The 21,365-nt window shown below is 61.9% G+C and carries 19 protein-coding genes; 10 read left to right on the top strand and 9 right to left on the bottom strand.

Features of this window, described 5'->3' with window-relative positions; genetic code table 11:
• Window positions 1–158: 158 nt before the first annotated feature.
• From BM438_RS24010 to BM438_RS24000, 3 genes are all read right to left on the bottom strand, one after another.
• Window positions 159–1,358 carry a branched-chain amino acid ABC transporter substrate-binding protein gene (locus BM438_RS24010; RefSeq protein ID WP_093638912.1) on the bottom strand — a complete coding sequence of 400 codons (1,200 nt, stop codon included), beginning with the start codon at window positions 1,356–1,358 and terminating at the stop codon, window positions 159–161.
• A 542-nt stretch (window positions 1,359–1,900) separates the two neighbouring features.
• A complete protein-coding gene (gene ispH, locus BM438_RS24005) occupies window positions 1,901–2,860 on the bottom strand; it encodes a 4-hydroxy-3-methylbut-2-enyl diphosphate reductase (protein ID WP_093638909.1) in 960 nt (319 codons plus the stop codon).
• Window positions 2,861–2,862: 2 nt separating this feature from the next.
• Window positions 2,863–3,318, bottom strand: a complete 456-nt coding sequence (locus tag BM438_RS24000; RefSeq protein WP_054042637.1) for an FKBP-type peptidyl-prolyl cis-trans isomerase — start codon at window positions 3,316–3,318, stop codon at window positions 2,863–2,865.
• 210 nt (window positions 3,319–3,528) lie between these two features.
• Between BM438_RS24000 and radC the strand changes: the two genes are divergently transcribed.
• The 4 genes from radC to nadB all read left to right on the top strand — a co-directional run bounded on the left by radC (window position 3,529) and on the right by nadB (window position 6,895).
• The gene (gene radC, locus BM438_RS23995; protein WP_234487508.1) at window positions 3,529–4,404 is read left to right on the top strand and encodes a RadC family protein; all 876 of its coding nucleotides are present in this window, start codon (window positions 3,529–3,531) and stop codon (window positions 4,402–4,404) included.
• Between the two features lie 242 nt (window positions 4,405–4,646).
• Window positions 4,647–4,880, top strand: a complete 234-nt coding sequence (gene rpmB / locus BM438_RS23990) for a 50S ribosomal protein L28 (protein WP_007180631.1) — start codon at window positions 4,647–4,649, stop codon at window positions 4,878–4,880.
• A gap of 10 nt (window positions 4,881–4,890) precedes the next feature.
• Complete coding sequence (gene rpmG / locus BM438_RS23985; RefSeq protein ID WP_006050116.1) at window positions 4,891–5,058, top strand: 50S ribosomal protein L33; 168 nt, start codon at window positions 4,891–4,893, stop codon at window positions 5,056–5,058.
• Between the two features lie 238 nt (window positions 5,059–5,296).
• Window positions 5,297–6,895 carry an L-aspartate oxidase gene (nadB, locus tag BM438_RS23980; RefSeq protein ID WP_093639273.1) on the top strand — a complete coding sequence of 533 codons (1,599 nt, stop codon included), beginning with the start codon at window positions 5,297–5,299 and terminating at the stop codon, window positions 6,893–6,895.
• An 84-nt stretch (window positions 6,896–6,979) separates the two neighbouring features.
• Here the strand turns inward: nadB and nadC are convergent, their stop codons facing one another.
• The 6 genes from nadC to purN all read right to left on the bottom strand — a co-directional run bounded on the left by nadC (window position 6,980) and on the right by purN (window position 13,916).
• Window positions 6,980–7,891, bottom strand: coding sequence for a carboxylating nicotinate-nucleotide diphosphorylase (gene nadC / locus BM438_RS23975; RefSeq protein ID WP_093638905.1), 912 nt, complete (start codon window positions 7,889–7,891; stop codon window positions 6,980–6,982).
• A complete protein-coding gene (gene nadA, locus BM438_RS23970) occupies window positions 7,891–9,030 on the bottom strand; it encodes a quinolinate synthase NadA (protein ID WP_093638902.1) in 1,140 nt (379 codons plus the stop codon). The genes nadC and nadA overlap by 1 nt, the downstream gene beginning before the upstream one ends.
• A 142-nt stretch (window positions 9,031–9,172) precedes the next feature.
• Window positions 9,173–10,369: a DesA family fatty acid desaturase gene (locus BM438_RS23965; RefSeq protein WP_054042639.1), complete on the bottom strand. Its 1,197-nt coding sequence runs from the start codon at window positions 10,367–10,369 to the stop codon at window positions 9,173–9,175.
• 202 nt (window positions 10,370–10,571) lie between these two features.
• Window positions 10,572–11,927, bottom strand: a complete 1,356-nt coding sequence (locus tag BM438_RS23960) for a mechanosensitive ion channel family protein (protein ID WP_093638899.1) — start codon at window positions 11,925–11,927, stop codon at window positions 10,572–10,574.
• Between the two features lie 79 nt (window positions 11,928–12,006).
• Window positions 12,007–13,266: an RsmB/NOP family class I SAM-dependent RNA methyltransferase gene (locus tag BM438_RS23955; RefSeq protein WP_093638896.1), complete on the bottom strand. Its 1,260-nt coding sequence runs from the start codon at window positions 13,264–13,266 to the stop codon at window positions 12,007–12,009.
• A complete protein-coding gene (purN, locus tag BM438_RS23950; protein WP_093638893.1) occupies window positions 13,263–13,916 on the bottom strand; it encodes a phosphoribosylglycinamide formyltransferase in 654 nt (217 codons plus the stop codon). The genes BM438_RS23955 and purN overlap by 4 nt, the downstream gene beginning before the upstream one ends.
• Before the next feature lie 118 nt (window positions 13,917–14,034).
• On the opposite strand from purN, the gene BM438_RS23945 reads away from it, so the two are divergent.
• The 6 genes from BM438_RS23945 (at window position 14,035) to dut (ending at window position 21,352) form a co-directional block, all read left to right on the top strand.
• A complete protein-coding gene (locus BM438_RS23945; RefSeq protein ID WP_054042648.1) occupies window positions 14,035–15,030 on the top strand; it encodes a bifunctional riboflavin kinase/FAD synthetase in 996 nt (331 codons plus the stop codon).
• Between the two features lie 170 nt (window positions 15,031–15,200).
• The gene (gene ileS / locus BM438_RS23940; protein WP_093639270.1) at window positions 15,201–18,038 is read left to right on the top strand and encodes an isoleucine--tRNA ligase; all 2,838 of its coding nucleotides are present in this window, start codon (window positions 15,201–15,203) and stop codon (window positions 18,036–18,038) included.
• Window positions 18,038–18,544 (top strand): signal peptidase II, encoded by a 507-nt coding sequence (lspA, locus tag BM438_RS23935; protein WP_093638890.1) that lies wholly within the window; start codon window positions 18,038–18,040, stop codon window positions 18,542–18,544. The genes ileS and lspA overlap by 1 nt, the downstream gene beginning before the upstream one ends.
• A 37-nt stretch (window positions 18,545–18,581) precedes the next feature.
• A complete protein-coding gene (coaBC, locus tag BM438_RS23930) occupies window positions 18,582–19,796 on the top strand; it encodes a bifunctional phosphopantothenoylcysteine decarboxylase/phosphopantothenate--cysteine ligase CoaBC (RefSeq protein WP_093638887.1) in 1,215 nt (404 codons plus the stop codon).
• Between the two features lie 75 nt (window positions 19,797–19,871).
• A complete protein-coding gene (locus BM438_RS23925) occupies window positions 19,872–20,891 on the top strand; it encodes an LLM class flavin-dependent oxidoreductase (RefSeq protein ID WP_093638884.1) in 1,020 nt (339 codons plus the stop codon).
• A 14-nt stretch (window positions 20,892–20,905) separates the two neighbouring features.
• Entirely contained in the window at window positions 20,906–21,352 is a 447-nt protein-coding gene (dut, locus tag BM438_RS23920; protein WP_054042650.1) for a dUTP diphosphatase, read from the top strand.
• Window positions 21,353–21,365 lie beyond the last annotated feature (13 nt).

Below are 21,365 nucleotides of genomic sequence, written 5' to 3'. Positions count from 1 at the left end.
TCTCAACGGCACTGCGGGTACTGATGTAAAAGACCGGTAAGGGTTATCCGCTGCCCGGCTCGCCTTACGACTGGGATGCAGTCGTGGACGAATCGATGGCGGATGCAAAAACGGCACCGTTGGGTGGTTTCGGTGCCGTCAGGCTGTACGTCCCGTCATCACATCTTCACGACGTCGAGAACCGCTTTCTTGCCGTCCTTGAAGTCGTAAAGCGTAATGGCGCCCTCTTTCAAATCACCCTTGTCGTCGAACGCGATGTGGCCGATTACCCCGTTGTAATCGGTGGACGGCATCGCAGCCAGCACCTTGGGCGCCTCGATAGAATTAGCGCGCTTCATTGCATCGACAATCACGTACACAGCGTCATACGTGAACGGTGCGTAAATCTGCACCGGTGTGTGGAAGCGGTCTACGTACTTCTGTTCGAAGTCCGCTCCCTTGTCCATTTTCGAAAGCGCGAGTCCCGCCTCCGAACAGACCAGGTTTTGCACGGCGGTTCCCGCCAGCTCACCCACCTTGTCGGTACACACACCGTCGCCGCCAAGGATTTTTGCCCTGATACCGAGCGCCGCCGCCTGTTTGGCAAACGGCCCGCCCGTTGCGTCCATTCCGCCGAACATGATCACGTCCGGCTGAACACTCTTGATCTTTTTAAGGACGGCCTGAAACTCCGTAGCCCTGTCATTCGTGGCTTCACGCGCGACGATCTTCGCCCCGCTCGCCTGTACCGTCTTCGCGAACTCGTCGGCCAGTCCCTTACCGTATACGGTCGAGTCGTCGACAATCGCGATGCGTTTCGCGCCGAGCACCTTCGTCGCGTAGTTGGCCAGCGCCGGGCCCTGCTGGGCATCGGTCGCGACCACCCGATAAGTCGTCTTGAAACCTTGCTGCGTGTACCCCGGATTTGTCGACGACGGCGAGATCTGCACGATCCCGGCATCGCTATAGATCTTTGACGCCGGAATCGAGACACCTGAATTCAGGTGGCCGACCACGGCGACAACGTGATCGTCGACAAATTTTTCAGCGACCTCCGTACCCGTTTTCGGGTCCGCTGCATCATCTTGTGCGTCGAGCTCCAACTGGATCTTGTGACCGTCGATGGTCAAGCCCTGCTTATTGATTTCCTCGACCGCCAGACGCGCGCCGTTTTCATTGTCCTTGCCAAGATGCGCAATGCCGCCCGTCAATGGGGCCGCATGACCGATCTTCACAACAGTTGCTTCACTCGCCGGTGCCGCTGCCGCCGTGGCAGCCGATGCACCTGCTCCCGCCTCGCCTTCCTGCTTTTTGCCGCACGCGGTCAACATCGCAACCGCGGTCACGATGGACACGGCGTAAGCAAACTTGACTCGCATTAAGTAGGTCTCCTGCGCCTTGCAAAATCTATTGTTCGGGACCCGGAGGCCTTGAGAACGCGCGCATTGTAACTCCAATTATGCGACGGGCAATATTGTTGAAACGGTGGGGTTTTCCTGCATTGCAACCTTATTTTGAGAGAGGAATTCCGCAAAAGGCGCAACCGGGTTGCGACTATTTTTCGTGCATCAGTTGCACCATCGTCGCACCCAATGGCATCAAGTGTTGCAGCGATCTGGCCCGATCCCTGATTGCGCCGTGGTTCGCGTTAAGTATTACGTTTCCATTGATATCGTAACGCGCGCACTATTTTAGTGCGTCAAAAATCGGGGCAACACGTTTGAAACGATTTAAACGGGGCCACATCGCCGAAAAATTGTTTAAAAGCCAAATCACAATTCAAAGGAATTTGTGTGGGAGAACACTTAAAACGGCCCAGGACGCTGATCTGGCACTTTATTTTGGACGGGCCCACGAATCTGCGGACGTAAAAAAAGCGCGCCCTTGGGCGCGCTTTCCTTTCAGAAACGTTGGCTGATTGTCAGGCAGGCAGACCCAGCCCGCGCGGCAGCGGAAACGCGATGTTTTCCTCGATGCCGTCGAGCGCGCGCACGTTGCGCACGCCAAGCTCACGCAACCGGCCAATCACCGCTTGCGCCAGCGCTTCCGGCGCCGAGGCGCCCGCCGTCACACCGATCCGGCGCTTGCCTTCGACCCATACCGGATCGATCTGGTCTGGCGAGTCAACCATATAGGAAGGCACACCAAGCTTTTCGGCCAGCTCGCGCAACCGGTTCGAGTTCGAACTATTCGGGCTGCCAACCACGATCACGACGTCGCATTGCGGCGCCATGAACTTGACCGCGTCCTGGCGGTTTTGCGTGGCGTAGCAGATGTCCTGCTTCTTCGGCTCGCGGATCGCCGGATATTTCGCCTTCAGGGCGCCGATGATCTCGGCTGCGTCGTCGACCGACAGAGTGGTTTGCGTCACGAACGCGATCCGCTCGGGATCGGCCAACTGCAAGGCCAGCACGTCTTTGATGTCTTCCACCAGATGCATGCCTTCGCCCGCCTGCCCCATCGTGCCCTCGACTTCAGGGTGGCCCTTGTGGCCGATCATCACGATGTCGAAGCCGTCCTGGCGCATTTTCGCGACTTCGATATGCACCTTGGTCACGAGCGGACACGTGGCGTCGTACACACGCAGGCCGCGCGACTCGGCTTCCGAACGCACCGCTTTCGACACGCCATGCGCGCTGAAAATGACCGTATTGCCGGCCGGCACTTCTTCCAGTTGCTCAATGAAGATCGCGCCCTTCTTGCGCAAATCCTCGACGACATAGGCGTTATGGACGATTTCGTGGCGCACGTAAATCGGCGAGCCGTGCAGCTTGATGGCCCGCTCTACGATTTCAATGGCCCGATCGACGCCGGCACAGAACCCACGCGGCTGCGCCAGCAGGATCTCGGTTTCGGCAAGAGTCGTATCCGTGATGCTCATGTTTACAGAATCCCGATGATTTTCACTTCAAACGCCAGCGCCTGGCCGGCAAGCGGATGGTTGAAATCGAACAACGCCGACGTCTCGCCAACTTCCTTGAGGACGCCCGCGTAGCGGCCGCCACCCGGCGCGTTGAATTCGACCAGGTCACCCGGCGAAAAATCCTCGCCGATCATGCTGTTTTCGCGCAGCGTGGCCAGCGAGACCCGCTGGATCAACTCCGGATTGCGCGGACCGAACGCCTGACCCGGCGTTAGCTGAAAGGTCGAATGGTGGCCCACCTTCAAACCCAGCAAAATGTCTTCCAGCGGCGGCGCCAGTTGACCCGCGCCGAGCAGCAGCGTAGCCGGATTGTCGGTAAACGTATTGATGACTTCGGCGCCATCGGCAAGGGAAAGCCGGTAATGAAGCGTGACGTGTGAACCGGGTTTCACTTCGGAAATGTCGATGATGCTCATGCAATGCTCGCTCAGTCGAAGCGCTCTGCACGCGTGCGCCGCGGGCGCAGTTGACGCCGCAGTTGACGCGCGTGGCAAACCCTCGGGGTGCCGTGCGCAAAGCGTCTATTGTAAGCCACATAGCGGGCGGCGGCTTGGCCGTCGCGCGCATCGCGGCACGGCCGCGCACCGCGCGCCGCCACAAATCCGAACTGGAGGATGTATATCTATATGGCTGACTATGCCTGCACGATGGACGAAGCGACACTGGAAGCGGCGTTGCCGGAGCCCGCTGCGCCCGACGCCGCCGTACTCGCGGCCCCCGCCCCGGCGCCGCCACGCGCTGGCGCCGCGGCTGGTCACACTGCAGCGGAAGCCAGTGTCAGCTCTGCCAAAGCCGCCGCGGACGGCGCCACACCTCTGACCCGGCCGCTTGTACGCGGCAAATGGCACAAGAACGACATGCCACGCGAGCGGCTGATCGAGGAAGGGCCCAGCGTCCTGTCCGACACCGAAATGATCGTGCTGGTGCTCGGCGCGGGGCTGCCGGGCCACGACGTGTTCAACGTTGCACGCACCCTGCTCGACCGCTTCGGCTCGCTACGCGCCATGCTCGACGCAACTTACTCGGACTTCGACGGCCTGCGCGGTATCGGGCCGGCGAAAAAAACCCAGCTGATGGCCATTATGGAAATGGCGCGGCGTTCGCTGGTCGATAAAATGCGTGACCGCTCGCTAATGAACTCGCCTGAGGCCGTGCAAGACTATCTGCGCCTTCGTATCGGCGGAAGTCCCCACGAAGTCTTCCTGTCGCTCTTTCTCGACGCCCGCCACCGCCTGATCCGCTGCGAGGAGAGCGCCCGAGGCACGCTCACGCGCATGGCCGTCTATCCGCGCGAAATCGTGCGGCGGGCACTAAACCTGAATGCGGCCAGCCTGATCGTCGCGCATAATCACCCTTCCGGCGCCGTCCAGCCGAGCGCTAGCGACTGCCGGCTGACGCATACGCTGCGCGAAGCCCTTGCGCTGATCGACGTACAATTGATCGACCATCTGGTGATCGGCGCGGATCACACGTACTCGTTTGCCCGCGCCGGCTGGCCCTGACACGGCGCCAACCAGGGTCGCAGCAACGTCGTGCCGAGTTCAGCATCGCAAATAAGGTTTGATTTTGCGGCTTTTTTTCTGCTAGAATTCCGGTTTGCCTATTTCCAACCCCCTGTTCCGAAGCCACCAAGGCGTTCCGGAAAGGAAACGTGCCTCGAGTTTCAATAAACTCTCAAGCGCGGCTCTTTTCGGGAAACTTTCACGGCGTTCGAACTCAGAATTAGCGTATTAGGAGTGCTCTCATGGCACGCGTATGCCAAGTAACTGGGAAAGCGCCGATGAGCGGCAACAACGTTTCCCACGCGAACAACAAAACCAAGCGCCGGTTCCTGCCGAACCTGCAAAACCGCCGTATTTGGGTGGAAAGCGAAAACCGTTGGGTGCGTCTGCGCGTTTCGAACGCCGGCCTGCGCCTGATCGACAAGAACGGTATCGACGCTGTGCTCGCAGATCTGCGCGCACGCGGTGAAGCCTAAGGAGTAAATCATGGCGAAAGGCGCACGCGACAAGATCAAGTTGGAATCGACCGCAGGCACGGGTCACTTCTACACGACGACGAAGAACAAACGCAACATGCCGGAAAAGATGCTGATCAAGAAATTTGATCCGGTCGTCCGTAAGCACGTTGACTACAAGGAAACCAAGATTAAATAAATCTTGGCTCCTGCCTGACGAAGGCAAAAAGATTCGCAAAAAAGCCTCGCATTCGTGCGAGGCTTTTTTGTTTTCAACTTCCCAATATCGCGCTGATTAGCTGTCCTTTGCCCACTTAGGACAGTCTTATCCCGTTCGGCCAGCTTTCCCTCATTCGTCGCGACGCGTATCCTTTCTCGTTTTAGCGGCATGCACACAGCATGCCGTCATGGCAAAACGAAAGACGGAGATGCAGGCGATGGAATTCGATGTAGCGATTGTCGGTAGCGGTCTGGCAGGCTTGAGCGTCGCGCTCAACCTCGCGGAGACCCGGCGGGTTGCGGTGGTCGCCAAGCGATCGATGACCGAAGGCGCGAGCGATTGGGCGCAAGGAGGAATCGCCGCCGTTCTTGATTCGGCAGACAGCATCGAAAACCACGTGCGCGACACACTGATCGCCGGTGGCGGCCTGTGCGATGAGGCGGCGACGCGCTTTATCGTCGAGCATGGCCGCGCTGCGATCGAATGGCTAATCGCGCAAGGCGTGCCGTTCACCAAAGACGACGCAGCCGAACTCGGCTTTCATCTGACACGCGAAGGCGGCCACAGCCATCGTCGGATCATTCACGCTGCGGATGCAACGGGACATGCCGTGGTCACCACGCTCAGCGAACGTGTACGCCGCCACCCGAACATCACCCTGCTCGAGGACCACTACGCGATCGACCTGATCACGTCCGACCGTCTCGGTTTGCCGGGGCGTCGCTGCCATGGTCTGTATGCACTCGATCTGCAAAGCGGCCGCACCGTGACAATCGAAGCGCCGCATACCGTGCTCGCCACCGGCGGCGCCGGCAAGGTCTATCTGTACACCACCAACCCCGACACTGCGACCGGCGACGGCATCGCAATGGCCTGGCGCGCCGGCTGCCGCGTGTCGAACATGGAATTCATCCAGTTCCATCCCACCTGCCTATTCCATCCTTATGCGAAGTCGTTCCTGATCTCGGAAGCGGTACGCGGCGAAGGTGGCATTCTGAAGCTGCCGGACGGCACGCGCTTCATGCCGAACCACGACGAGCGCGCCGAACTCGCGCCGCGCGACATCGTCGCGCGCGCAATCGACTTCGAGATCAAGAAGCGCGGCATCGACTGCGTCTATCTCGACATCAGCCATCAGCCGCCCGAATTCCTGCGCGAGCACTTCCCGACGATTCTGGCCCGCTGCCTGGAATTCGGCATCGACATCACCAAAGAGCCGATTCCGGTTGTGCCCGCCGCGCACTACACGTGCGGTGGCGTCGTGACGGACCTGGCCGGCAGGACTGATCTCGCCGGTCTCTATGCGGTCGGTGAAACGTCATGCACAGGCCTGCACGGTGCGAACCGGCTTGCCAGCAATTCCTTGCTCGAGTGTCTCGTGATCGGGCGCTCCGCCGCGCAGGCGATCGAGGAAGAAGGCTTCAGCGCCGCCGTCCATGCTCCGCTGCCTGACTGGGACGAAAGCCGTGTGTCCGATCCGGACGAAGAAGTGGTAGTCGCGCACAACTGGGATGAACTGCGCCGCCTGATGTGGAACTACGTCGGCATCGTGCGCACCGACAAACGGCTGGCGCGAGCCAAGCATCGGCTCGCCTTGCTGCGTGACGAGATTCATGAGTATTACGCGAACTTCAAGGTGAGCCGCGATTTGCTTGAACTGCGCAATCTGGTCGACGTGGCGTCGCTGATCGTCGAAGGCGCTCGCTCACGGCGCGAAAGCCGCGGCTTGCACTTTAGCCGCGATTGGCCGGCGACGTTGCCGAAAGCGCTGCCGACTGTGCTATCGCCGGAACATGTGCGTAACCGCAACGTGTGATTTCTGAAGCTGAAGTGAAAAAGCCATCGCCGGTTTCCCTGCGATGGCTTTTTCATTGATTGCGAACGCTTAGGCGCGCGCGGCTCAAACGATCCGCATCGAGTAATCCGTTGCACGTACATCTTTGGTCAACGCGCCGATCGACACGCGGTCGACACCCGTTTCCGCGATGGTACGCACCGTCTCAAAGTTCACCCCACCAGACACTTCCAGCACCGCCCGCCCTGCCGTGATACGCACTGCTTCGCGCATCGCGTCGAACGAAAAGTTATCCAGCAAAATGGATTGGGCGCGATGCGCCAACGCAGTTTCCAATTGTGCGAGCGTTTCGACTTCGATCTGAATCGACACGCCTGCATTCAGCGCGAGCGCCGCATCCATTGCGGCCCCGACACCGCCCGCTGCAGCGATGTGGTTTTCCTTGATCAGAATGCCGTCGTACAAAGCGAGCCGCTGATTCGCACCGCCGCCCACGCGCACGGCGTATTTCTGCGCGAGCCGCAAGCCCGGCAAGGTCTTACGCGTATCGAGGATGCGCGTTTGAGTGTGGGCGATTGCGTCGACATAGCGGCGCGTTGCGCTCGCCACGCCCGACAGCAGCTGCAAGAAATTCAACGCATTGCGTTCCGCAGTCAACAGCGCACGGACAGGGCCACGCAGTTCGCAGACCGGCGTATCCGCGGTCATCCGATCGCCCTCGCGATAACGCCACTGCACTTCGATGCGCGGATCGACCTGGCGCATCACCGCGTTGAACCAGAGCACGCCGCACAGCACGGCATCTTCACGCACGATGATGCGTGCATCGCGCACGTCGTCCGCAGGAACAAGGCGGCCGGTTTGATCACCTGCGCCAACATCTTCTGCCAGCGCGTCAGCGACGTTACGCGCCAACGCCGCATCGAATGCCGCGCCGTACTGCGCATGAATCTCCGCGAACAGCGGCGATACCGCCTCGACCTGATTGCGCTCAACTGCCCCTTCAACCGCCCCCATTACGCCGCTCCCACGTTCGAATACAGTTGCGCGTCGCGTGCGAGATCGCCGCTGGCTTGCACGCGCTTCTTGTGACGCGCCGCGAAGTCGAGCATCCGGTCGATCGGCAGACGCGCGCGCTCGCCGATCGCTCGATCGACAAAGATTTCGTTGTGGCCGCGTTCGAGCACCTCGGCCAGATTGGCGAGGCCGTTCATCGCCATCCACGGGCAATGCGCGCAGCTTTTGCAGGTCGCGCTGTTGCCGGCCGTGGGCGCGGCGATCAACGTCTTGCCCGGCGCGGCGAGCTGCATCTTGTGCAGAATGCCGAGATCGGTCGCCACGATGAAATGCGTCGCGTCGAGTTTTTGCGCGGCGTCGATCAACTGCGTGGTCGAGCCGACCACATCTGCTTGCGCGACCACGTTAGCCGGCGACTCCGGATGCACCAGCACTTTCGCGCCCGGATACTCGGCGCGCAGCAGATCGAGTTCGATGCCTTTGAATTCGTCGTGCACGAGACACGAGCCCTGCCACAGCAGCATGTCCGCACCGGTCTTGCTCTGGATATAGCTACCGAGATGCCGATCCGGCGCCCAGATGATCTTTTCGCCGCGTGCGTGCAGATCGGCAACGATTTCCAGCCCGATCGACGACGTCACCATCCAGTCCGCGCGCGCCTTGACTGCCGCACTGGTATTCGCATACACGACCACCGTGCGATCCGGATGCGCGTCACAGAACGCCGAGAATTCATCGACCGGACAGCCGAGGTCGAGCGAACAGGTCGCGTCGAGATCCGGCATCAGAATGCGCTTGTCCGGACTCAGGATTTTCGCCGTCTCACCCATGAAGCGCACGCCCGCCACCACCAACGTCTGCGCCTCGTGATCGCGGCCGAAGCGCGCCATTTCCAACGAGTCGGCCACGCAACCGCCGGTTTCGTCGGCGAGTTCCTGCAGTTCCGCGTCGACGTAGTAGTGCGCGACGAGCACGGCTTTCTCGCGCTTAAGCAATGCGCGGATGCGCTCTTTCAGCGCCACCTTCTGTTCCGCCGACGGCACGTCGGGCACCTTCGCCCACGCCTGCCCGATCCCGCAGGTCGTGCCCTGCGCCTGTGGCCGGTCGTATTCGACGGTCCTGATCGCCTGCTGATCCATGATCTCCTCTGCCTTCGCTCTGCCGCCGCGGACTGTCAATCGTGTGTCGTTGAAATTGCCGCGGCCCAAAAAGCAAAACCCCGCCAACGCGGGGTTTTGTGACGTAACGAAATTTTAATAGATTTCGCGCTAAGGCATACGATCAGGCATAACGGCGCAAACGCATTGCAAAGTCCTGCAGTGCTTTGATACCGCTCTGTTCCGCGCGATGACACCAGTCTTGCAACTGAACCAGAAGTTGGTCGCGCGACGCATTCGAGCGCTCCCACATCGCCGCGAGTTCATTGCGCATGTCGATGTAGGTCTTGAGCTTCTGGCTGTTCGCGAAGATCTGCGGCAACTGGCGCTTCTGCGGCTCATCGAGACCCGCTTCTTCCTTGTGGAACCAGCTACGCGCACCGCGCATCACCTGATACTTCTCGCGTGCGCCTACTTCCTTCAGATGTGCCAGTTCCTGGCGATAAGCACGCTTGAGCGCCTTGCCGTAACGCGCCATCACTTCATAGCGGTTTGCCAGCACGGCTTGCAACGTATCCTGATCGAGAACCAGTTTGCCGGTGGTCAGACGCGGCGTAGGCGCGATCTTCTTCACCTTGGCCAGACGGAACGCCGACATGATGCGGATGTACATCCAGCCGATATCGAACTCGTACCACTTGTTCGACAGCTTGGCCGACGTCGCATACGTGTGGTGGTTGTTGTGCAGTTCTTCGCCGCCAATGATGATGCCCCACGGGAAGATGTTGGTGCTGGCATCCGACGAGTTGAAGTTGCGGTAGCCCCACCAGTGCGCGAGGCCGTTCACCACGCCAGCCGCCCAGAACGGGATCCACACCATCTGCACGGCCCAGATCGTCAGGCCGACGACACCGAACAGCGCGACGTTCAGCACCATCATCAGGCTCACCCCGAGGATCGGGTACTTGGTGTAGACGTTGCGTTCCATCCAGTCATTCGGCGTGCCGTGACTGAACTTGCGCATCGTTTCTTCATTCTTGGCTTCGGAACGGTACAGTTCCGCGCCTTCGAGCAGCACCTTCCAGATGCCGCGCGTTTGCGGGCTGTGCGGATCTTCTTCGGTCTCGCACTTGGCGTGGTGCTTACGGTGAATCGCGGCCCATTGGCCGGTCAGCATGCCGGTGGTCATCCACAGCCAGAAGCGGAAAAAATGACTGACGATCGGATGCAGCTCCAGCGCGCGGTGCGCCTGGCAGCGATGCAGATAGACCGTTACGCCAATGATCGTGATGTGCGTCGCGACCAGCGTGTACAGCACAAGTTGCCACCACGAAAAGTGCAGCAAACCGTGAGCAAGGAAATCGAGCAAGGAATTCAACAAGGCAATTTACCTGTGGAACAAGAGACGCCAGACACACGCGAAATGCGCGTGTCAAGAAAGTGAAAGCATACAGCGGGATTGGACGATATTCTACTTGAAGCGTTCCAAGTGTTTGTAACAAATAGGGATTTTTTGTGCGCTATCAACCAGATGGAACGCGCCGGAGGTCGTTTTTGGACCTCCGGCGCGTTCGCAGTGCCCGTCAGTGGGCGCTGTCCGCCTGATTGGCCGCGGGAGCGGTCATTGTTACCGCTTGCGGCATCGCGTCGCTGATGTTGCCGACGATTCGCACTTCGCGTTGCGCGAAAGGAATTGCGATGTCGTGTTCGGAGAACAGACGCCAGATGTTGCGATTCACGGCCGAGCGAACGCCTGACGTGCCTGTTGCCGCATCTTCGATCCAGAAACCCAGTTCGAGGTTGATGCCGTCGGGGCCGAAGCCAACCAGATAAGGCGTAGGCGCCGGTTCCTGCAACACCCGCGCGACGCCCTGAGCGGCCTCGGCGAGCAACGCCATCGCCTGCTCCACGTCGGTGGAGTAGGCGACCTGCACGGCCGCCTTGGCGTAGCCGCGCGTCAGATAGGACGACTGGTTCTGCACCACGTCCGTAATCAGCTTTTCGTTCGGAATCAGCGTTTCGATGCCGTCGAGACCGCGCACCACCGTATACCGCGTGCGGATCTGCGTGACCATGCCCTGCAGGCCGCTGACATTGATCGTGTCGCCGATGCGCAGCGAGCGGTCGATCAGGATGATGAAGCCCGAGACGTAGTTGCTGGCGATCTTCTGTAAACCGAACCCGAGCCCGACACCCAGCGCACCGCCGAACACGCCCAGTACCGTGATGTCGATGCCGACCAGCGACAGGCTGATCAGGATGGCCGCCAGCACGAACGCAGCACGCCCGACTCGCGCCACCACCACCTTAAGGTTGGCGTCGAGCGTCTTTGAGCGCATCAGACGATCTTCGAACGTGGCGCCGAGCCACATCGCGACGATCATCGTCACACACACCCACAGAAGCCCCGTGGTAAGCGAAAGCAGCGTCATGTGCGCATTCGCGACCCGGAAGCGCACGCTGCCCATCCACGTGATCACGTCGTCCTGGATGCCCATCACGGTAAGCACCATGCCGATCCAGACGACCAGCGAAACGATTTTCTCGACGAGGAACAGCCACGGATGGTTCGCGCCGTCCTGACTGAAGACCCGTCGCGCGAAGAAAAACACGATGTAAATCAGGCCGATACCGAACAGCGGCACCAGCGCCAGATCGAGCAGCGCGGTGTGCATGAACTGGCTGGTGATCGCCTGTGCGACCCACACAAGCGCCGCGCCGATCAACGGAAAGAATGCGCGGTTCAGGCTCTCCGCGCCGAAACGCAGGGTCTGATAACGCGTCTGGCGCCGCAGATCGAGCGTGCGGCGCAACAGGCGCGCGAGCAGCCAGGCAATGGCGAGCGTCACGAGCAGGACGCCGACCTGCCACAGCATCACCGGCTGGCCGAAGTCGCGCGCGAGGTCGCCGAACATATGAGGAAAAATGCGGTTTTGCATGATGTCGCCGAAATCGCCGGCGCAGCGGGGTTCAATTCAGAAAAGGAACCCGGTTGCGCCGACAGATAGCCGGTTGCGTTTAGCTCTGGCGTTCCAGCACGGCTGCGAAGAAGCCATCAGTAGCGTGGCGGTGCGGCCACAACGACAGGTAATCGCCCATTTCCAGCTCGATGCGCTGCTCAGCGAGCACGTCGCGCGCCGGCACCAATGCGAAGTCCGGATGGTCGGCGAGGAATTGCTGCACGACGGCTTCGTTTTCCGCTTCCAGAATCGAACAGGTTGCGTAGACGAGACGGCCGCCCTTCTTCACCAGACGCGAGGCGCTGGCCAGAATCGACGCCTGCTTCGGCGCCAGTTCGGCGACCGATTCCGGCGACTGGCGCCACTTCAGATCCGGGTTACGACGCAGCGTACCCAGCCCGCTGCACGGCGCGTCGACCAGCACCCGGTCGATCTTGCCGGCGAGACGCTTGATCTTGGCATCGTGCTCACTATCGATCAGCACCGGATTCACGTTCGACAGCCCGCTACGCGCCAAGCGCGGCTTGAGCTTGGCCAAACGCCGCTCGGAGACGTCGAAGGCGTACAGACGCCCGGTGGAACGCATCGCCGCGCCCAGCGCCAGCGTCTTGCCGCCGGCGCCAGCGCAGAAGTCCACGATCATTTCCCCGCGCTTGGGGGCGACCAGCGAGCACAGCAGCTGGCTGCCCTCGTCCTGGACTTCGACCCAGCCGTGCTGGAACGCGTCCAGCTTGGTAAGCGGCGGCTTGCCGACCACCCGCACGCCGAACGGAGCGAAAGGCGTCGCGCCACCTTCGATGCCGGCCTTCGACAGCGCGTTCAGCACGTCGTCGCGGCTTGCCTTGATCGGGTTCGCGCGCAGGTCCAGCGGCGCCGGATAGTTCAGCGCAGCGGCCAGCTGCGCCAGCTCCGCGGGTTCGAAGCGCTTGGAAAGCGCCTGATAGATCCAGTCGGGCAGATTCAGGCGAATCCGCAGCGGCAGACTCTCCGGGTCGATCTTCGCGACGTGTTCGAGCCAGTGCGATTCGGTATCGGTCAAGAACGGCTTGAGGGCCGTGCGGCCGGCTGTCTGCATCAATCCCAGCAAGGCCATGCGGCGCGCCGGGCTGCCCGCGCCGCCTTCGGCCAGATGGGCGAATTCCATCCGGCGGCGCAGTACGGCGAAGACCGCCTCGGCGATTACGCCGCGCTCGCCGTGCCCGAGCTTCGGATGCGCGCGGAAAAAGCGGCTCGTCGTGGCGTCGGCCGGGCCATTCAGCTTCAGGACTTCAGCCAGCAAAGTCTCGGTTTGTCCAATCAAAAAACCATGTAATCTCATGCGCCCTCTCCGGCGGTGTGACCGGCAAAGAGCCATTGCGGCTCCGGCGGCGTAAGCGTGACACGCAAGCCGTCGAGAGCAAGACGCCCTTCGACGAACCAGCGCACCGCGCGTGGATAGATAATGTGTTCGGTTGCCAGCACGCGTTCGGCGAGCGTGGCGGGGGTGTCGCCAGCCTCAACGGGGACGGCCGCCTGCGCGACGATCGGCCCGTGATCCAGCTGCGACGTGACAAAATGCACCGACGCGCCGTGCAGCCGCACACCGGCGTCAAGTGCCTGTTGATGGGTTTTCAGGCCCGGAAAGCTCGGCAGCAGCGACGGATGCACGTTCAGCATGCGTCCGGCGTAATGGTCGACGAAACCGGCCGTGAGCACCCGCATGAAGCCGGCGAGCACGACGAGATCAGGTGCGAAGCTGTCGATTTCTTGCGCCAGCGCGGCGTCGAAACTGTCGCGATCGGGAAACTGGCGGTGGTCGACCACCGCCGTGGCAATGCCGTGCGACGCTGCGAACGCAAGGCCCGCGGCGTCAGGACGGTTGGCAATCACAGCGGCGACTTGCGCCGCCCAGCCTTCGTCCGCGCAGGCGCGAATGATAGCTTCCATGTTGCTTCCCCGTCCGGAAATCAGGATGACGAGTTTTTTCATCCGCGGATTTTATCATTCGGGGAACACTGAAACGGCGACGCGCCGCCGTCTCGTGCGCTGAGCGTTTATAATCGTTTGTTTTGCGGCATATCGGCCGCCCTACCTCAAACCCGCTATCGTGAGAGTCTTCCGCGGTCTTCCCAATGCCGAAAGCCGTGCGCCCTGCGCACTGACCATCGGCAACTTCGACGGTGTCCACCGCGGCCATCAGGCTTTGCTCGCCCACGTCCGGGCCGCCGCCGATGCTCGCGGCCTGCCCGTCTGCGTGATGACCTTCGAGCCGCACCCGCGCGAATTCTTCAACCCCGCCGGCGCGCCGCCGCGAATCGCCATGCTACGCGACAAGCTCGAGGCGCTGCGCACCAACGGTGTCGACCGGGTCGTGGTCGAGCATTTCAACCATACCTTCGCGAGCCAGTCGCCGGATGCGTTTGTCGAACGGATCATCGTCAACGGGCTGCATGCTCGCTGGGTGATGATCGGCGACGACTTCCGCTACGGCGCCAAGCGCGCGGGCGATTTCGCCTCGCTCAAGGCCGCGGGCCAACTGCACGGGTTCGAAGTCGAGCAGATGGCAACCGTGGCCGATCCGTCCGGCGCGCGCATTTCCAGCTCGGGCGTGCGCGCGGCGCTGGTAGCGGGCGATCTCGACTCCGCGCGTGCCGCGCTGGGCCGCGATTACCTGATCAGCGGCCATGTCGTACATGGCATGAAGCTCGGTCGCGACCTCGGCTTCCCCACGCTCAATCTGGCGATCGCGCACAAACGCCCGGCATTGGCCGGCATTTTCGTGGTGCGCGTGCATGGCGTGGCCGACGAACCGCTGCCTGGCGTCGCCAGCCTCGGCCTGCGCCCCACCGTCGACGATTCCGGCCGCGTGCTGCTCGAAGTACACCTGCTCGACTGGCACGGCGACGCGTATGGCAAACTCGTGCGCGTCGAATTCCTGAAGAAGCTGCGCGACGAGGAAAAATACGTCGACCTCGAAACACTGACCGCCGCCATCGCGCGCGACGTCGCCAATGCGCGCGCGTGGTTCGCGGCCGTCGGCGCCGGCACGCCGGGCAGCCGATCCACCGGTTTCGCCACTTCGGCCACTGACCGAATTAGATAGCCGCCGCGGTACATGTGAGCGCGCTGAAGCGCTGCATGTACCCACTGCTGCGCGCATCGAAGGGCGTCCGTGGATTACGCGACATGCCTGCCGGGCGCGCCCAACGCCCTGCGCATCTTGCGCATACCGCAGCTTCGCTGCGCTTAGAAAGAATTCACCGCGACCTCATCATGAGCAACAAGAAAGCCGATTCGAAACCGCAGTCACGCTACCCGGTCAACCTGCTCGACACGCCGTTCCCGATGCGTGGCGACCTGCCCAAGCGCGAGCCGCAATGGGTCAAGGAATGGCAGGAACGCAAGGTCTACGAGAAGATCCGCGCCGCCTCCAAGGGCCGTAAGAAATTCATCCTGCACGACGGCCCGCCGTATGCGAACGGCGACATCCACTTGGGCCACGCGGTCAACAAGATCCTTAAGGACATGATCGTCAAGGCGCGCAATCTGGCGGGCTTTGACGCGGTCTATGTGCCGGGCTGGGATTGCCACGGCATGCCGATCGAAATCCAGATCGAAAAGCAGTTCGGCAAGTCGCTGCCGGCGGCCGAAGTGATGCAGAAGGCGCGCGCTTACGCGACCGAACAGATCGAGAAGCAGAAGGTCGGCTTCCGCCGTCTGGGCGTGCTCGGCGATTGGGATAACCCGTACAAGACGATGAACTTCACGAACGAAGCCGGTGAAATCCGCGCGCTCGCGAAGATCATGGAAAAGGGTTACGTCTTCCGCGGCCTGAAGCCGGTCAACTGGTGTTTCGACTGCGGCTCGGCGTTGGCCGAAGCGGAAGTTGAGTACAAGGACAAGACCGATCCGACCATCGACGTGCTGTTCAGCTTCGCCGAGCCGGAAAAGACCGCGCAGGCGTTCGGCCTGAATGCACTGCCGCGCAACGAAGGCGGCATCGTGATCTGGACCACCACGCCGTGGACCATCCCCGCCAACCAGGCGCTGAACCTGCATCCGGAAATCGTCTACGCGCTGGTCGATACGCCGCGCGGCTTGCTGATCCTGGCTGAAGAGCGCGTTGAAGCGTGCCTGCAACTGTACGGACTGGAAGGTACGGTCATCGCGACCACGCCGGGCGCGAAGCTCGTCAACCTGCGCTTCAATCACCCGCTCGCCTCCGCGCATCCGGCCTACAAGCGCACGGCGCCGGTTTATCTCGGCGACTACGTGACGACTGAATCCGGTACGGGTGTGGTGCACTCGTCGCCGGCGTACGGCGTGGAAGACTTCGTGTCGTGCAAGGCGCACGGCATGGCCGATTCGGACATCATTAATCCGGTGATGGGCGACGGCCGTTACATCGAATCGCTCGCGCTGTTCGGCGGCCTGTCGATCTGGGCGGCGAATCCGCAGATCGTCGAAGCCCTGCAAGCGGCCGGCTCGTTGCTGCGCACCGAGAAGTACACGCACAGCTACATGCACTGCTGGCGCCATAAGACGCCGATCATCTACCGTGCGACCTCGCAATGGTTCGCCGGCATGGACGTGAAGCCGAACGACACCGACAAGACGCTGCGCGAAACCGCGCTCGAAGGCATCGAGAACACCGCCTTCTATCCGTCGTGGGGCAAACAGCGCCTGTTCAGCATGATCGCCAACCGCCCGGACTGGACGCTGTCGCGTCAGCGTCAATGGGGCGTGCCGATGGCGTTCTTCGTGCACAAAGAAACCGGCGAGCTGCATCCGCGCACGCTGGAATTGCTTGAGGAAGTTGCGCAACGCGTCGAGAAGGCAGGCATCGAAGCGTGGCAAACGCTCGACCCGCGCGAACTGCTAGGCGACGACGCCAACATGTACGAAAAGAACCGCGACACGCTCGACGTCTGGTTCGATTCGGGCACCACGCACTGGCACGTCCTGCGCGGCTCGCACAAAGACGAACTGCAATTCCCGGCTGACCTGTATCTGGAAGGCTCGGACCAGCACCGCGGCTGGTTCCATTCGTCGCTCCTGACCGCTTCGATGCTCGACGGCCGCCCGCCCTACAACGCGCTGCTGACGCACGGCTTCACCGTCGACGGCGAAGGCCGCAAGATGAGCAAGTCGCTCGGCAACGGTATCGACCCGCACGAAGTGGCGAACCGCCTTGGCGCGGAAATCATCCGTCTGTGGATCGCCTCGACCGATTACTCGGGCGAGCTGGCGATCTCCGAAGAGATCCTGAAGCGCGTGACGGAAGGCTATCGCCGTATCCGCAACACGCTGCGCTTCCTGCTCGCGAACCTGTCGGATTTCGACTTCGCGCAACACGCGCGTCCGGTCGAAGACTGGCTCGAGATCGATCGTTACGCGGTGGCGCTGTCGGCAAATCTGCAAAACGACATCCTCTCGCACTACGACAAATACGAGTTCCACCCGGTGGTCGCCAAGCTGCAGACGTTCTGCTCGGAAGACCTGGGCGGCTTCTATCTGGATGTGCTGAAAGACCGTCTGTACACCACGGCGGCTGACTCCGTCGCGCGCCGCTCGGCTCAGACCGCGCTGTATCACATCGCACACGGCCTGCTGCGCCTGATGGCGCCGTTCATGTCGTTCACCGCGGAAGAAGCGTGGAAGGTGTTCCAGCCGAACAGCGAAACGATCTTCACCGAGACGTATCACGCGTTCCCGGCAGTGCCGCAAGCTGGCGAGCTGCTCGACAAATGGACGCTGCTGCGCGCCGCGCGTAGCGATGTGACCAAGGCGCTGGAAGAAGCACGCGTCGCGAACCTGATCGGTTCGTCGCTGCAGGCGGAAGTCGAAATCCGCGCGAGCGGCGCGCGTTACGACGCGCTCACGAGCCTCGGCGACGACCTGAAGTTCGTGCTGATCACGTCGGCGGCGAGCGTTGTGAAGGTCGATAGCGAAGCGGAAGAAAGCGTTGAGGTGATCGCCTCGAAGTATCTGAAGTGCGAACGCTGCTGGCACTACCGCGCGGACGTCGGCGCCAACGCCGAGCACCCCACCCTGTGCGGCCGCTGCTTCAGCAATCTGTTCGGCAACGGTGAAGTGAGGAGCGCGGCATAATGGCGAAAACCATGTCGAAATCGTCAGCTGCCGGTGGTTCGCTGGCGCCGTGGCTCGGCGTCGCGCTGATCGTGATCCTGTTCGATCAGCTCACCAAGATCGCGGTCCAGAAGGTGTTCGCCTACGGTGTTCCGCATGAGGTCGCGCCGTTTTTCAACCTGATCCTCGTGTACAACCGCGGCGCCGCCTTCAGCTTCCTCGCGATGGCGGGTGGCTGGCAGCGCTGGGCGTTCACCGCGCTCGGCGTGGTCGCGGCGCTGGTGATCTGCTATCTGCTCAAGCGCCACGGCGGGCAGAAGATGTTCTGCACGGCGCTCGCGCTGATTCTGGGCGGCGCGCTTGGCAACGTGATCGACCGGCTGGCGTACGGCCATGTGATCGACTTTCTCGATTTTCACGTACGCACGTGGCACTGGCCGGCGTTCAATCTCGCCGACAGCGCGATCACGATCGGCGCGATCCTGCTCGTGCTCGACGAGTTGCGGCGCGTGCGCGGCTCGCGGTAACGCGTATAGGTAGACCACGCTTTGTCGGAGGCTTTCGTTGGCAACCGCAGAACTCGCAGGAAAACACCTCGTCCTCGGCATGACGGGCGGCATTGCCTGCTACAAGATCGCCGAACTCACGCGTCTGTTGACCAAGGCCGGCGCGACCGTGCAGGTCGTCATGACCGAAGCGGCCACGCAGTTCATCACCCCCGTTACGATGCAGGCGCTGTCCGGCCGGCCGGTCTACACGAGCCAGTGGGACGCTCGTGTGCCGAACAACATGGCGCATATCGATCTCTCGCGTGAAGCCGACGCGATCGTCATTGCGCCCGCCTCCACCGACTTCCTCGCCAAACTTGCGCACGGCATGGCCGACGACCTGCTGTCGACGCTGTGTGTCGCGCGCGATTGCCCGCTGCTCGTTGTGCCGGCGATGAACCGGCAGATGTGGCAAAACCCGGCCACCCAACGCAACGTCACGCAGTTGCGCGCGGACGGCATCGAAGTGCTCGGCCCCGATTCGGGTCCGCAAGCCTGCGGCGAAGTCGGCGACGGTCGCATGCTCGAAGCGGCCGCGACTTACGAAGCGATCGCGTCATTCTTCTCGCCGAAGATCCTGTCCGGCCGCCGCGTGTTGCTGACCGCCGGCCCGACCTTCGAGCCGCTCGATCCGGTGCGCGGCATCACCAATCGTTCGAGCGGCAAGATGGGCTTTGCGCTGGCACGCGCCGCGCAACAAGCCGGCGCCGAAGTGCATCTGATCGCCGGCCCCGTCGCGCTGGAAACGCCGTGGGGCGTGTTCCGCCAGGACGTGCAAACCGCACAGCAAATGCACGACGCGGTGATGCGCTCGGTCGCGGACGCAGACATCTTCATCGGCGTGGCCGCGGTGGCAGACTGGCGCGTCGATCACGCCAGCGAACACAAGATCAAGAAGACCGCCGAGCGCGCACTGCCCACCTTCACGTTCGTCGAGAATCCTGACATCCTGGCAGCAGTCGCCAAGCTGCCGCATCCACCTTTCGCAGTCGGCTTTGCAGCGGAAAGCGGCGATCTCGAAGTGCACGGTGAAGAAAAGCGCGCGCGCAAGAACGTGCCGCTTCTGATCGGCAATCTCGGCCCGCTCACTTTCGGTCTCGACGACAACGAGGTCATTCTGTTCGAAGCAGGCGGTGCAACCAAACTGCCGCGCGCCGACAAGCAGACGCTCGCGCGCGCCTTGATCGTGGAAATTGCCAGGCGTCTGCCCGACACAAGTCTGATCCGCTAAAGCTGCGCGTCGCGGCGCAAACTGCTTTCGCCGCGCGCGCCTTTAGCGCACCGAATTATCTGGAGCAGTACTGACATGACGCTACTTTCCGTGCTCGATCAAACGCCCGTGATCGGCGGGCACTCAGTGGCGGACGCAATTGCCGCCACCGTCGAACTCGCACAGCTGGCTGACGATCTCGGCTACACGCGCTACTGGTGCGCCGAGCATCACGGCTTGCGCGGCGTGTCGAACCCATGCCCCGAGGTCATGCTGGCGCGCCTCGGCAGCGTCACCCAACGCATTCGCCTGGGCTCCGGCGGCGTGATGCTGCCGTACTACAGCCCGTTCAAAGTCGCCGAGCAGTTCATGATGCTCGAGGCGTTATTCCCGAATCGGATCGATCTCGGCGTAGGCCGCGCGCCAGGCGGCGACATGCAAACAGCGCAGGCGGTCGCAGCCGGCGCCTACAACCGCGGCGACATTTTCCCGCAGCAGGTTGCCGATCTCGTCGGCCTGATGCACGGCACATTGCCCACCGATCACATTGCGCACGGTGTGCTGCTGCAGCCGCAGATCGCGACACGCCCTCAACTGTGGATGCTCGGCTCCAGCGAATTCGGTGGCCTCCTGGCGGCACAACTCGGTATCCGCTTTGCGTTCGCGCATTTCATCAACGCGCATTTCGGGCACCAGGTGGCGCTTGCCTATCGCGAGCGCTTCAAAGCCAGTCTGGAAACGCAACAGCCGTATCTCGCCGCCGCCGTCTTCGTGATTTGCGCGGACACGGAGCAGGAAGCCGCCGATCTGGAAAAGGCCGTCGACCTGCGTCGCGTGCAAATGGCCTATGGCCTGAACGAGCCGATCCCGACAATCGAACAAGGCATCGCGCAAGAATACGGCGAACGCGAGCGACTGGTGATCGACCGCGAGAAGCCGCGCAGTATCATCGGCACGCCAGAAACCGTCACTGAACGGCTGCATGCCTTGCAGGAGCAGTTCCAGGCCGACGAATTGATCGTGCTCACCGTAGCGGGCAGCTATCGCGCCCGGCTGCGCTCCTATGAACTTCTCGCCGACGCGTTCGAACTCGGACGCCCGGCCTCCAATCCTTAAACCTTCGAACCTGCATGAAACTCGACCTGAAGATTCTCGATGCGCGCATGCGCGAACAACTCCCGGCCTACGCAACCACCGGCAGCGCGGGCCTCGACCTGCGCGCCTGCCTCGACGAACCGTTGACCCTCAAACCCGGCGAAACCGCGCTGGTGCCGACGGGTCTGGCGATTCACGTCGGCGATCCGGGTTATGCGGCGTTGATTCTGCCGCGTTCGGGTCTGGGTCATAAGCACGGCATCGTGCTCGGTAACCTGGTCGGGCTGATCGATTCGGATTATCAAGGGCAACTGATGATTTCGACGTGGAATCGCGGCACAACCACGTTCGTGCTGAATCCGATGGAGCGCCTCGCGCAACTGGTGATCGTGCCCGTCGTGCAGGCCGAGTTCAATATCGTCGACGATTTCGAAACCAGCGAGCGTGGCGCGGGCGGATTCGGCAGCACCGGCAAGCACTAAGCGTATCGATAAG

Origin of the sequence: Paraburkholderia aspalathi, from assembly GCF_900116445.1 — a bacterium.
Lineage (GTDB): Bacteria > Pseudomonadota > Gammaproteobacteria > Burkholderiales > Burkholderiaceae > Paraburkholderia > Paraburkholderia aspalathi.
This window is presented reverse-complemented; position numbering and strand designations above follow the sequence as displayed.